General features: G+C 67.6%; 11 protein-coding genes, 1 tRNA gene and 1 pseudogene. 9 read left to right on the forward strand and 4 right to left on the reverse strand.

What is annotated here, in order from left to right; all coding sequences use genetic code 11:
* Positions 1 to 304: 304 nt before the first annotated feature.
* The gene (locus SJY26_RS02145) at positions 305 to 919 is read left to right on the forward strand and encodes a cyclic nucleotide-binding domain-containing protein (protein ID WP_396594524.1); all 615 of its coding nucleotides are present in this window, start codon (positions 305 to 307) and stop codon (positions 917 to 919) included.
* A gap of 24 nt (positions 920 to 943) precedes the next feature.
* On the opposite strand, the gene SJY26_RS02150 is transcribed toward SJY26_RS02145, so the two are convergent.
* The gene (locus SJY26_RS02150) at positions 944 to 1,261 is read right to left on the reverse strand and encodes a hypothetical protein (protein WP_396594525.1); all 318 of its coding nucleotides are present in this window, start codon (positions 1,259 to 1,261) and stop codon (positions 944 to 946) included.
* 198 nt (positions 1,262 to 1,459) lie between these two features.
* Here SJY26_RS02150 and SJY26_RS02155 point away from each other — a divergent pair, with 198 nt between their 5' ends.
* The 3 genes from SJY26_RS02155 to SJY26_RS02165 are packed head-to-tail and all read left to right on the forward strand — an operon-like array spanning position 1,460 to position 4,141.
* Complete coding sequence (locus tag SJY26_RS02155) at positions 1,460 to 2,476, forward strand: sensor histidine kinase (RefSeq protein WP_396594526.1); 1,017 nt, start codon at positions 1,460 to 1,462, stop codon at positions 2,474 to 2,476.
* Positions 2,469 to 3,167, forward strand: a complete 699-nt coding sequence (locus SJY26_RS02160) for a VIT family protein (RefSeq protein WP_396594527.1) — start codon at positions 2,469 to 2,471, stop codon at positions 3,165 to 3,167. Before SJY26_RS02155 ends, SJY26_RS02160 begins: the two co-directional genes overlap by 8 nt.
* The gene (locus SJY26_RS02165) at positions 3,164 to 4,141 is read left to right on the forward strand and encodes an L-lactate dehydrogenase (protein WP_396594528.1); all 978 of its coding nucleotides are present in this window, start codon (positions 3,164 to 3,166) and stop codon (positions 4,139 to 4,141) included. Before SJY26_RS02160 ends, SJY26_RS02165 begins: the two co-directional genes overlap by 4 nt.
* Positions 4,142 to 4,456: 315 nt before the next feature.
* Here the strand turns inward: SJY26_RS02165 and SJY26_RS02170 are convergent.
* Positions 4,457 to 4,533, reverse strand: a tRNA-Arg gene (locus tag SJY26_RS02170).
* Between the two features lie 155 nt (positions 4,534 to 4,688).
* Between SJY26_RS02170 and SJY26_RS02175 the strand changes: the two genes are divergently transcribed.
* The gene (locus tag SJY26_RS02175) at positions 4,689 to 6,434 is read left to right on the forward strand and encodes a gamma-glutamyltransferase family protein (protein ID WP_396594529.1); all 1,746 of its coding nucleotides are present in this window, start codon (positions 4,689 to 4,691) and stop codon (positions 6,432 to 6,434) included.
* Positions 6,435 to 6,438: 4 nt separating this feature from the next.
* Here SJY26_RS02175 and SJY26_RS02180 read toward each other — a convergent pair whose 3' ends face one another.
* Together SJY26_RS02180 and SJY26_RS02185 are read right to left on the reverse strand one after the other, a co-directional pair.
* Positions 6,439 to 7,926 carry a sensor histidine kinase gene (locus SJY26_RS02180; RefSeq protein WP_396594530.1) on the reverse strand — a complete coding sequence of 496 codons (1,488 nt, stop codon included), beginning with the start codon at positions 7,924 to 7,926 and terminating at the stop codon, positions 6,439 to 6,441.
* Positions 7,923 to 8,645, reverse strand: coding sequence for a TVP38/TMEM64 family protein (locus SJY26_RS02185; RefSeq protein ID WP_396594531.1), 723 nt, complete (start codon positions 8,643 to 8,645; stop codon positions 7,923 to 7,925). The genes SJY26_RS02180 and SJY26_RS02185 overlap by 4 nt, the downstream gene beginning before the upstream one ends.
* A gap of 147 nt (positions 8,646 to 8,792) precedes the next feature.
* On the opposite strand from SJY26_RS02185, the gene rpmH reads away from it, so the two are divergent.
* The 4 genes and pseudogenes from rpmH (at position 8,793) to yihA (ending at position 11,977) form a co-directional block, all read left to right on the forward strand.
* Positions 8,793 to 8,927 (forward strand): 50S ribosomal protein L34, encoded by a 135-nt coding sequence (gene rpmH, locus SJY26_RS02190; RefSeq protein WP_013268133.1) that lies wholly within the window; start codon positions 8,793 to 8,795, stop codon positions 8,925 to 8,927.
* Positions 8,928 to 9,092: 165 nt separating this feature from the next.
* On the forward strand, positions 9,093 to 9,518 hold the full coding sequence (gene rnpA, locus SJY26_RS02195; RefSeq protein ID WP_396594532.1) for a ribonuclease P protein component: 426 nt from the start codon (positions 9,093 to 9,095) through the stop codon (positions 9,516 to 9,518).
* A pseudogene (yidC, locus tag SJY26_RS02200) lies at positions 9,515 to 11,339 on the forward strand (membrane protein insertase YidC). The gene rnpA and the pseudogene yidC overlap by 4 nt, the downstream one beginning before the upstream one ends.
* Positions 11,336 to 11,977, forward strand: a complete 642-nt coding sequence (yihA, locus tag SJY26_RS02205) for a ribosome biogenesis GTP-binding protein YihA/YsxC (protein WP_396594533.1) — start codon at positions 11,336 to 11,338, stop codon at positions 11,975 to 11,977. The pseudogene yidC and the gene yihA overlap by 4 nt, the downstream one beginning before the upstream one ends.
* The last annotated feature ends 34 nt before the right edge of the window (positions 11,978 to 12,011 follow it).

The following is a 12,011-nucleotide window of genomic DNA, read 5'->3' on the forward strand; positions in this document are numbered from 1 at the left end:
GTTTGGTCGCGTCCTGATCTGGCGCATATGTCCGAAAGAATACGATCCTTACCCGTTCTGAAAATACTGACTCAGGTTACGTTTTGGGCCGTTTGTTTATTTGATTTGAATCAATAAACAAACTCGGTAAAATGGCAGGCTAGGCGCATAACGTCACATGGTCGCTGTTTCAAAGCTTCAGCTTTCGCCGCGATCACCTCCGCCCGACGGACGTGTCGATCGACCGAGGTCTCTCGACTGCGGCGGTTGTGGCTCGCGCGCCCTGACGGTTTGCGGGTCCATCGAGGGTTCCGATCTCCAGCGGATGGGCAAACTGGCCGAGGTCATGACGCTCGGGTCCGGCACTGTGCTGGTCCGGGAGGGCGATCCGGCCCCGCATGTGTTCAGCATCACCTCCGGCTCGCTGAGGGTCTACAAGCTCCTGCCCGACGGACGCCGCCAGATTACGGGCTTCCTGTTCGCGGGGGATTTTCTCGGCCTCGCCATCGACGACGACTATGTGTTCTCGGCGGAGGCGATGGAGCCCTCGACCGTCTGCCGGTTTCGCAAGGGCCCGTTCCGCCTGCTGGTGAAACAGTCCCCCGCGCTCGAACATGTCCTCCTGCACCGCACGATGCACGAGCTGGCGGCGGCCCAGAACCAGATGCTGCTGCTGGGGCGCAAGACCGCGATCGAGCGGATGGCCTATTTCCTCCTCGATCTTCCGGGCCACGACCCCGCCCGACCGAGCGTGCCGGGTCATGTCCGGCTGCCCATGAAGCGGGCCGAGATCGCGGACTATCTGGGCCTGACCATCGAGACGGTCAGCCGGGTCCTGACCCGGATGAAGCTCAAGGGTCTGATCTCGACCCCGTCACCGGGCGCCCTGATCATCGAGCGCCCGGACCGGATGCGCCAGCACGCCCTGGGCGAGGTCTGAGCCCGGGGCGTGTCCGTGCGGATTTCAGGACTGCGAGAGGCGTGCGAGGGCGAAGGTCGCGGCCACGGCCACAATCAGACTGATGACGGCACTGGAGCCGAGATTGGTAGCGAGGGGATGATCCCGCACTGTGGTCGAGAGCTGGCTTCGGGCGTGGGCGGCCGTGGTCTCGGCTTCGTCGCGCAGACGATCGGCCGCGCGCGTGATGGCCCTGGTCGAGCGGGCGACGGCGTCCGTCGCCTCCGAGCCGGTCTTTTTGGCCGCGTCGTTCAGGTGATCGGCGGCTTCGTCGGCGAAGGCCTGCAGGTCGTGGCTCAGGGTCTTGAGCGAGAGATGGGTCATGGGAGGCTCCGTCGGATGAGGCGTGCATCCAACCTTATTGCACCGGGCCTGTCGGTGATCTGGATCAACGCCATCCGCGCCGGCCCGCCCTAGCGTCACCGTATCGCAGCGAGACCGGACCCGCCGGCCCCGTTCGCCGGTGTCCCCGGAGCGCCCATCATCCCCATGACCTCCATTGCCTCGCCTCCGGACATCTCAATGACTCTCGCCCTGTCCCTGATCGCCGCCTCCGTGGTGCCCGTCCTGTTGCTGGACGAGGACCTGGCGATCGTGGCCGCCAGCCAGTCCTTTCTCCAGGCCTTCGACGTCGGGCTGGACGACATTCCGGGCGCGCGGCTGGCGGCGCTGGGCGGCGGAGAATGGAACGCGCCCCAGCTCTGGTCCCTGCTGAAGGCGACGGCCTATGGCAGGACCTCCATCACGGCCTATGAAATGGACCTTCGCTCCCGCCGGGGCCTCCGGCACCTGGTGCTGAATGCCCGGCGGCTGGACAGCGGGATCGGCCAGGACGTCCGGCTGCTGCTGTCGATCCAGGACGTCACCGAGGCGCGCGCCAGCGACCGGGAAAAGGACGCCCTGATCCGCGACAAGGCGGTGCTGGTGCAGGAGATGCAGCACCGGATCGCCAACAGCCTCCAGATCATTGCCAGCGTCCTGATGCAGGGGGTGCGCAAGGTCGGCTCCGACGAAAGCCGCGATCATCTTCGCGATGCGCACCAGCGCATCATGTCGGTCGCCGCGGTCCAGCGTCAGCTCACCAATTCCACCCTCGGCGACGTCGAACTGCGCGGCTATTTCACCGATCTGTGTCGCAGCATCGGCGACTCGATGATCCGCGATCACGATCAGCTCGCCCTGGCGGTCACCGTCGACGACAGCGTCGCCGCGTCGGGCAAGGCGGTCAGTCTCGGCCTCATCGTCACCGAACTGGTGATCAATGCGCTCAAGCACGCCTTTCCCGGCGACCGGGACGGCCAGATCGCCGTCGACTATCGGGCGCTGGGCGAGGGCTGGATCCTGACCGTTGAAGATGACGGTATCGGCCTGCCGCTGGAAACCGGCGACGCCAGATCCGGCCTTGGCACGGGCATCATCAAGGCGCTGGCCAGCCAGCTTGGCGCAGTCATCGAAAGAGTGGACGCCAGGCCCGGCCTGCGCGTCTCGATCACCTGCGACCCTGAATCCATTGAGGCTAGAGACGAGCTCCATGTTTGAAAGCCGCCACCTGGAACAACACCTGATCGGCCGCGTCGGCTGGCTGAGGGCGGCCGTTCTCGGTGCCAATGACGGGATTGTCTCGACCGCGAGCCTGATCGTCGGTGTGGCGGCGGCCGAGACTGGCCGAAACGGCATCCTCGTCGCCGGGGTCGCGGGTCTGGTCGCCGGTGCCATGTCGATGGCAGCCGGAGAATATGTCTCGGTCAGCTCCCAGGCGGATGCGGAGAAGGCCGACCTCGACCGGGAACGCGGCGAGCTGGAAGCCGCTCCCCAGGCCGAACTGCAGGAACTGGCGGGCTTCTATGTTGCGCGCGGGTTGAGCCAGACCCTGGCTGATGAGGTCGCGGTCCAGTTGACGGCCAGCGACGCCCTCGGGGCCCATGCCCGCGATGAACTCGGCATTTCGGCCCAGACCATCGCCCGTCCTATCCAGGCGGCGATGGCGTCGGCTGCGGCCTTCTCGATCGGTGCAGCCGTGCCCCTTCTGACGGCCGTCGCCGCGCCGGTCACGGTGACTGTGGTCGCGGTCACGGGTGCCGCCGTTCTCAGCTTGGCGATCCTCGGCGGGGTCGGGGCGAAGGTGGGTGGCGCCCGGATGCTGACGCCGATTATCCGCGTCACCTTGTGGGGTGTGCTGGCCATGGCAATCACCGCCGGGATCGGCCGCCTTTTCGGAGCCGTGCTATGACCGGTGCCAACGAAAGGCCGGGACGCAGGGTTGAACCGGACCGCATCGCGATCATCGGCGCGGGCCATGTCGGTGCCACGACCGCCTTTGCGCTCATGCTGCGCGCCCTCGTCCATGAAATCGTGCTTGTCGATCGCAACCGGGCCCTGGCCGAAGCGGAGGCCGCAGATCTCTCGGATGCCAACGCCCTGGCCCGACCCGCGCGGGTGTGGGCGGGAGACTACGCAGACGCCGCCCGGGCCCGCATCGCCATCCTCACCGCCGGCGGCGCAACCCATGGCGCGCAGGACAGACTTTCGGTGGCCGCCGATAGTGCGGTAATCGTCGCCGACTGCGTTGAAGGACTGATCCAGGCGGGCTTTTCCGGCATTCTGCTGGTCGCGGCGAACCCGGTCGACCTGATGACGCTCGTGGCCCTGAAGCGATCGGGGCTCCCGGCTTCGCGGGTCATCGGCACGGGAACACTTCTGGACACCAGCCGCCTGAAACAGACCCTGTCCGAGGCGCTTGGCGTCGCCCCTGCGTCGATCGAAGGCTATGTGCTGGGCGAGCACGGCAACAGCGAGGTCGCGGCCTTTTCCACGGTCCGGATCGGCGGTCAGCCCCTCGACCGGTTCTGCAAGGACGCAGACCGGCCCGATCTTGACGCCATGTCCACCGAGGTCCGTGACGCCGGCTACGCCATCGTCGAGGGCAAGGGCTACACCTCCTTTGGCGTGGCGACGGCGATCGTGCGCATCTGTGAGGCCATCCTGCGCGATGAACGCGCCGTCCTTCCGGTCTCGACCTTGCTGACCGGAGAATATGGCCTGTCCGGCCTGTGCCTCAGCCTGCCCTGCGTTCTGGGTGCCGAAGGCGTGCACCGGATCTTGACACCGGATCTCGAACCGCCGGAGCAGGCCGCCCTGGCGGCGTCTGCGAAGATCCTTCGGACCGCGTTCGCGGCCATTCCCGTGAGGGCGACCGCGGACTGACCTGCATCAGGGGGCGTCGAGGCAGCTAAGCGGTAAGGTCCTGATCGTACGGCCGACAGTCGCGGGGCGGACCTTCACGGTCAGTGTTCACGCCTGCGCGTTGAATGGCTGATCGACAGTCTGCAGAAAGCGGACGCTGCCAACCGGCACCTGATTCAGAGCCGGCCGTTGCCGGGTAGAGAGCCTCAGATTTTCCCGCTGGGGATTGTGAAGCGATTTCAAAGCCTGGATGCCGAAGAATCCCGGATGTTACAGTCAGCCAAGGGCTCTAAAGCCATCACTGATTTCGCTATCGCTCTGATTATCTTCAGAAAATGGCGCGCCCGGAACGATTCGAACGTCCGACCCTCAAATTCGTAGTCTGATGCTCTATCCAGCTGAGCTACGGGCGCGCACAGGCCTTTACGGCGAGGGCGGGTATCTAGCGGGTGATCCCGGCGGACGCAACCCGGTTTTCGGCTTCTGTTGGACGACGGGCCTTGGCGGGTGCGGCCGGGCGGACTAGGTCGGTCGGGACGCCTCCCCGCGCCAGCGTTTTCGGGTCGCCATGACACAGTTTGCGTTTCGTCCGTTTGTCGTCGCCCTGGTGGGTCTCGTCCTGGCCGCCTGCCAGACGCCACCGGGGCTTGAGACCGGCCGACCCGGGCCCGCCGCTGCCCAGGACGACGCCGCTCGCCCCGCCCATGGCCCCTTTGTCTCGGCGGCCAATCCCCTTGCGGTCGAGGCCGGGCTGGCCGTGCTGGCGCGCGGTGGATCGGCCGTGGATGCTGCGGTCGCCGTCCAGGCTGTGCTGGGGCTGGTCGAGCCCCAGTCGTCGGGCCTCGGCGGCGGGGCCTTCCTGATGGTCTATGACGCAGGAACCCGCGAAGTCACCGCCTATGACGGCCGCGAGACGGCGCCGGCCGCCGCGACCCCCGAGCTGTTCCATGAGGACGGCGCGCCGATGCCCTTTTTCGACGCGGTCCTGAGCGGCCGGTCGACCGGCGCGCCCGGGGCCGTCGCGGCCCTGGCCATGGCCCAGGCGGCGCACGGCACCCTGCCGTGGAACCAGCTGTTTGGAGACGCCGAACGGCTGGCCCGGGACGGCTTCGTGGTCAGCCCGCGCCTGGCCGGCATGATCGCCCTGACCCGGGGTCAGGCGCGGACGCGCTGGGCCGAGGCCTATTTCACGAAACCCGACGGCAGCCGCTATGTCGCCGGCGACGTGCTGCGCAATCCCGCCTATGCCCAAACCGTGGCGGCCCTGGCCGACCAGGGGATCGAGGCCCTGCGTCGGGGTCCGGTCGCCGAGGCGATCGTGGAGGCCGTGCAGGCCGGGCCCAACCCCGGAGCCCTGACCCTTGAGGATCTGGGCGGCTATCGTCCGATCGCGCGCGACGCCCTGTGCCGGCCGTTCCGGATCTATGTGGTCTGCGTCCCGCCACCGCCGTCCAGCGGGGTGGCCGTGCTGCAACTGCTGGCCATGGCGGAAACGCCCGGGGCGGCGTCGGTCCTGGCCGAAGGCGAGACCAGCGCGGCGGCCTGGACCCGATTCGCCCAGTTGCAGCGGCTGATGTATGCTGATCGCGACCGCTATGTCGGGGATCCCGCCTTCGTCGGCGTCCCGGTCGCGGGCCTGCTGGACCCGGACTATGTCGCACAGCGGGCGGCGCTGGCCCCGGGCCTGACCGGGGCTGCGGTTGCCGGAACCCCGCCGGGGGGCGTGTTCCGCAGCGCTGACGCCACGACCGAGGCGGCCGGGACCTCCCATTTCGTGGTCGTCGATGCGGCGGGCAATGCCGTGTCCATGACCACCACGGTGGAGAGCATCTTTGGCTCGGGGCGAATGGCGGCGGGCTTCTTCCTGAACAACCAGCTGACCGACTTCGCCTTCACCCCCACCCGACCGGACGGTGGCCCCGCGGCCAATGCGGTCGCCCCCGGCAAGCGCCCCCGGTCGTCCATGGCCCCGGTCATCATCCTGGACCGCGACGGCCGGCTGGTCGGGGCCCTGGGCTCGCCCGGCGGTCCGTCCATCCTGGCGTACAACGCCAAGGCCCTGATCGGCACCCTGGTCTGGGACCTGCCGGTCCAGGCCGCGTTCGACCTGCCCAATCTGGTGGCCAAGGGCCCCGGCTTCGGGGCGGATACGGCGCGCTTCGGTCCCACGCTGGAGGCGGGTCTGGCCGAGCGGGGGATCCGTCTGTCTCCCAATACATCGGAGAACTCCGGCCTGCACGGCGGTCTGTGGCGGGATGGCCGCTGGGACGGCGGGGCCGACGACCGGCGTGAAGGCGTGGCCCGGACGCAGTAGACGTCTACAGTGGCAGCCGCAGCTCGAAGGTCGTGCCGGCGGGGCCGGTCCGGACCAGCCTCAGGTCGCCGCCATGGCTGGCCGCCAGCTCGCGCGAGATGGTGAGGCCCAGCCCCGAACCGTCCGAGCCACTGCCGCTGACAAAGGGTTCGAACAGGCGTTCGGACAGGCGAGGTGGAATGCCCGGACCGTCGTCGGCGATGCGGATGACGCACCAGCCCTCGTGCACCTCGGCCTCGAGCCTGACGGACCCCAGCGGCCCGCCCTTGCGCAGCGGGGCGCGGGCGGTGTCGGCCTCGATGGCCTGACGGGCATTGCGCATCAGATTGACCAGTATCCGGTGCAACTGGTCAGTATCCGCCTGCAGGGCGAAGCGCGACGGAATCGCCCGAACGAGGCGCACGCCCGTTGGCTCCAGCCCTGCGTCCTCGGCCGCGGCGGCCGCCGCCGGGGCCAGGGCGAACCGGTCCAGCACCGGTGCGGGCTCCTCGGACCGCCCATAGTCGAGCACATTGCGGGCCAGGGCCGCGGCCCGCCCGAGCGCCCGCTCCAGCCGTGGCAGCGCCTTGGCCACCTGCGGGTCAGCGGAGGCCGCCAGCCGTTCGGACGCGATCTGGGCCGAGGTCAGCATGTTGCGCAGATCGTGGTTGATCTTGGCCACCGCCTCCCCCAGCGCCACCAGCCGGGCCCGGGCGCGCAGCGAGGCGCGGACCTCGTCCTGCATCCGGCTGAGTTCACGTTCGACGCGGCCGATCTCGTCGTTGCGGTCCGAAGGCTCCGGCCCCGGGGCCTGGGGATCGGCGGCGAAGCTCTCGATGGACCGTGTGACCCGGCGCAGCGGCTGCAGCACCAGGAAGGCGAGACCCGCATACAGCAGCCCCCCTGCCACGCCCGAGATCAGCAGCGAGACCAACAGGCTGTTCAGCAGAAAGGCCCGCAGCTCGACCTTCAGGGGTTCGGCGGGGGCCACCACATCGATAAAATCCCCCGAGCGGTAACGCGGGGCGGACCGGACCCGGATCGACCGGTCCTCACCGCCCATCAGGGTGCGCACGGGGTCCAGCAGCCGGGCCCCGAAACTTCGGCCGCGCAGGTCGATGAAGTCGGGAGCCCGGGGCAGGTTGGGGGCCTGCAGCAACTGGCGCATCACCCCCTGATCGCTGATCGCGACGGCCGACACGCCGCCGATGCGCAACAGCTGCTCGGCCGTGTCGTCATCGACCGCGTTGTAGGGAAGGGCCTCGACCCCGACGGACGCCAGTTCGGCGGCCTGCAGCCGATCCAGCAGCCAGGTCTCGTGGAAGGTCGCGGCATTGGGCCCCAGAATCAGGGCCTGGACCGCAAGGGTGAAGGCCGCCGTCAGGATCAGCAGACGGGTGGACAGGCCATCCGGTGTCGGGGGCCGCAGACGCTCGCGCCATCCCGCTGGCAGGCGCAGCCGCGCCACCGTGCGATTGAACAGATCGGTGGTGTCGACCGGGGACGGCCTCATGGCGCGGCCATCCTCAGCCGCAGGGCCTGAAGCCATTTCAGCAGCAGGGGCAGAACCACCGCCAGAACGAACACGCCGGCCATGGGGGCCCAGAACTGGCCGAACAGGGCCGGGATATCCGGGTCGGGGTCGGTCGCCAGCAGGGTGTTCAGCCGCGCGCCGATCCAGCAATAGATGGTGTGCGCGGGCAGAAGGCCGATCACCGTGGCCACCGTATAGGGGCCCAGCCGGACCGACATGATCCCTGCCGCGACATTGATCATGTGAAACGGCACCACCACAGCCAGACGCGACGCCAGCACATACCAGAAGGTGTCACGGTCGATCGTGCTGCACACCTTCTGCAGCATCCCGCCCTCACGATCGACACGCGCACGGAGGGCGACGCCAAGGGCGGATCGGGCCACCGCATAGACGATCAGGGCGCCGACGGTGGCGGCGATAGAGGTGGCGACCCCGCCGACCCAGGGCCCGAACAGATAGCCGGCGGTGATTGTCACGAAAAACACGCCCGGGACGACGCTGGCCGTCAGGACCGCAAACACGGCCATGAGGGCGACAAGGGCGAGGACATAATTGGCGGCCGTGAAGGCATGCAGGCCGGCCCCGTGATCGCGCAGCGTGTCCAGCGACAGATAGCGATTCCAGCCCATGCCGAAGATCAGCGCGATCACACAGGCCAGCAGCACGAGGGGTAGAAACCGTTTCAGGCGATCCATCATCTTTCCAACGCGTGAGGTCCGGTTCGAGGTGGCTTTGGAAGGCACCGCAGCGTTGACAGCCGCAGCCGACCCCCTTATACGCCCGCCCTTCCTGCTGAGGACGTGTTCAGTCCCCCGCGCCACTCATAACCCCTGGAGCCGACCGTGAAGCGGACCTATCAGCCGTCGCGACTCGTGCGCAAGCGCCGTCACGGCTTCCGTTCGCGGATGGCCACCAAGAACGGACAGAAGATTGTTGCGCGGCGTCGCGCCAAGGGCCGCAAGAAGCTGACGGCCTGATTGCCCTTCTCCCCGTGAGGGAGAAGGTGGCCGAGTGAAGCGAGGTCGGATGAGGGGTACGAGGATGCAGACGGAATGCGTCCCGGACCCCGTCATTGCTGACACCCGGTTTCACCCCTCATCCGGCCCTGCGGACCACCTTCTCCCGCAAGGGGAGAAGGAAGTTTGAGCGATAATCCCAAACTCCATCGCCTGACCGCGCGGCCCCAGTTTCTGGCGGCCGCGAAGGGCGTTTCGTTGGCGCGCGGCGCTGTGGTGGTCCAGCGGCTGGACCGCCACGACGATGACGCGACCATCCGTCTCGGCTTTACCGCCACCCGCAAGGTCGGCGGGGCCGTTGTGCGCAACCGCTGCAAACGCCGCCTGCGTCAGGCCGCCCGGGCGCTCGTGCCGGACTTCGGCGTCGCGGGAAGCGACTATGTGTTCATCGCGCGACAGGGCACGGCCGACCGCCCGTGGGAGCGTTTGCTTGACGATGTGAAATCGGCGCTTACAAGGCTCGCGACCCCGTCAGACCAGCCCGCATCGGGCCGGTCTGCAACCGTCTCACTCTCCTCCGACACGCCCCATCAGGACCGCGGACCCGCATGAAGACCGAGAACACGCGCAATACGGTGATCTTCATCGTGTGCACGCTGGCGATCCTGATCCTCTACCAGGTCTTCGTCATGGGGCCGCAGGCCGAGCGTGCGCGGGAGGCCCGGCTAACCGCGGCCGAACAGACCGGCACCACCCCCGCCGTGACGGCCGATGGCGCGCCCGTGACGACCCCCGCGATGACCTTCGTCGGCGATCGCACCGAGGCCCTCGGGAGCGTGGCGCGGGTGCCCGTGCGCACCCCGACCCTGCAGGGATCGCTGTCGCTTCAGGGCGGGCGGATCGATGATCTGTTCCTGACCCGCTATCGCGAGACCCTCGACGCGGACGCACCGCCCGTCGAACTGTTCCGCCCCCAGGGCATGGAGCATGCCTATTTCGCCCAGTTCGGCTGGGCCGGCCCCAATGTTCCCGGCGGCGTTCCGGGCCCCAACACTGTCTGGCGTCTGACCGGGGGCGCGACCCTGGCCCCGACCACACCGGTCACCCTGACCTGGGACAATGGTCAGGGTCTGCGCTTCACCCGCGTGATCGCGATCGACGACCAGTATATGTTCACGGTCACGGACACGGTCGCCAACCTCGGCACCGCGCCCATCGTCATCGCGCCCTATGGCCGCATTGAGCGCCAGGGCGTGCCGCCTGTGCTGGGCAAGACCCAGATCCTGCATGAGGGCGGGATCGGCACCTTCTCGAAAGGTGACGGCTACACCACCACCCAGCTGAAGTACGGCGACTGGGCCAAGAAGCCGCGCGAGCAGTTCGAGTTCGACCGGCGGCTGGCTGGGCATCACCGACAAATACTGGATGGCGGCCCTGATCCCGCCCCAGACCGAGACCATCCAGGCCGAATTCCGGGTCACCGACGCCGCCACCTACAATATCCACGAGGCCCGCATTCTCGGCGAGGCGCGGACCATCAATCCGGGCCGCCAGATCACCGAGGTCCAGCACCTGTTCGCCGGGGCCAAGCGCAACGAGATCCTCTCGGCCTATGAGCAGCAGTACGACCTGCCGCGCTTCATCTATGCGATCGACTGGGGCTTCCTGTTCTTCCTGACGCGGCCGATCTTCCTGCTGGTCGAGTTCTTCTACGGGCTGGTGGGCAACTTCGGCGTCGCCATCCTGCTGCTGACCCTGACCATCAAGCTCGTCATGTTCCCGCTGGCCAACAAGAGCTACGAGAGCCTGTCCAAGATGCGGAAGCTCCAGCCGCAGATGGAAAAGATCAAGGAACAGCACAAGGACGACCCGCAGGCCCAGCAGAAGGCCACGATGGAGCTGTACCAGAAGGAGAAGATCAATCCGCTGGCTGGCTGCCTGCCCATCCTCGTCCAGATCCCGGTCTTCTACGCCCTGTACAAGGTGCTGTTCGTCACCATCGAGATGCGGCACGCGCCCTTCATCGCCTGGATCCGCGACCTCTCGGCCCCCGATCCCACCAACATCTGGAACCTGTTCGGCCTGATCCCCTGGGATCCTGCCAGCGCGCCCCTGATCGGCGGACTTCTGGCCGGAGGGGCAGGCGGAGGCTTTACGCTTGGCCTCAGCGTCCTGGCCATCTTCTACGGCTTCACCATGTGGCTGCAGACAGCGATGAATCCGCCGGCGCCGGATCCGGTCCAGCGCAAGATCTTCGCCTTCATGCCGGTGATCTTCACCTTCATCATGGCGGTCTTCCCGGCCGGCCTGCTGGTCTACTGGGCGTGGAACAACATCCTGTCGATCGCCCAGCAGTATTTCATCATGCACCGCTTCGGGGCCGAGAACCCGATCGATGATTTCATCGCGCGGTTCAAAAAGGCCCCCGCTTGACCGACTATTCTGACGAGGAAATCGAGGCCGCGCGGGTGCTGTTCGCGCGGCCCGCGACCTTCGTCATGGGGGCCGCAAAGATCGAGCAGCTGCCCGAGCCGGATCTGCCCGAGATCGCCTTCGCCGGACGGTCCAATGTCGGCAAGTCCAGCCTGATCAACGGCCTCGTCGGCATGCACAAACTGGCCCGCGCCTCCAACGAGCCGGGGCGTACGCGGGAGGTCAATTTCTTCGACCTCGACGGCAAGATGCGGCTGGTCGACCTGCCCGGCTACGGCTGGGCCAAGGCGTCGAAATCCACTGTCCGCCAGTTCCAGAACCTGGGCCGCGACTATCTCCGTGGCCGCGTCACCCTGAAGCGGGTCTATCTGCTGATCGACGCCCGTCACGGCCTCAAGTCGGTCGACAAGGAGGCGCTGGACGCCCTCGATCTGGCCGCCGTCAGCTATCAGGTGGTCCTGACCAAGGCCGACAAGATCAAGGCCCATGAGCGGGTCACCGTGGCCGAGGAGACGCTGAAAGCCATCTCCAAACGCCCGGCCGCCTTCCCGGCCGTGGCCGTCACCTCGGCCGAAAAGGGCGCGGGCCTGCCCGAACTCCGCGCCGAGATCATGCGCACGACCGGGGCGGAGCTTTGACCTAGCCCTTCCCCCGCCCTTTGCGGGGGAAAGC

The sequence above is a fragment of the Brevundimonas sp. R86498 genome (genome assembly GCF_044598075.1).
In the GTDB taxonomy this organism is placed as follows: Bacteria; Pseudomonadota; Alphaproteobacteria; order Caulobacterales; family Caulobacteraceae; genus Brevundimonas.

What these genes read in the sequence shown, in the direction of transcription:
- SJY26_RS02145 (WP_396594524.1), top strand. Translation starts at nt 305, where the DNA reads ATGGGCAAACTGGCCGAGGTCATGACGCTCGGGTCCGGCACTGTGCTG.
- SJY26_RS02150 (WP_396594525.1), bottom strand. Translation starts at nt 1,261, where the DNA reads ATGACCCATCTCTCGCTCAAGACCCTGAGCCACGACCTGCAGGCCTTC.
- SJY26_RS02155 (WP_396594526.1), top strand. Translation starts at nt 1,460, where the DNA reads ATGACTCTCGCCCTGTCCCTGATCGCCGCCTCCGTGGTGCCCGTCCTG.
- SJY26_RS02160 (WP_396594527.1), top strand. Translation starts at nt 2,469, where the DNA reads ATGTTTGAAAGCCGCCACCTGGAACAACACCTGATCGGCCGCGTCGGC.
- SJY26_RS02165 (WP_396594528.1), top strand. Translation starts at nt 3,164, where the DNA reads ATGACCGGTGCCAACGAAAGGCCGGGACGCAGGGTTGAACCGGACCGC.
- SJY26_RS02175 (WP_396594529.1), top strand. Translation starts at nt 4,689, where the DNA reads ATGACACAGTTTGCGTTTCGTCCGTTTGTCGTCGCCCTGGTGGGTCTC.
- SJY26_RS02180 (WP_396594530.1), bottom strand. Translation starts at nt 7,926, where the DNA reads ATGAGGCCGTCCCCGGTCGACACCACCGATCTGTTCAATCGCACGGTG.
- SJY26_RS02185 (WP_396594531.1), bottom strand. Translation starts at nt 8,645, where the DNA reads ATGGATCGCCTGAAACGGTTTCTACCCCTCGTGCTGCTGGCCTGTGTG.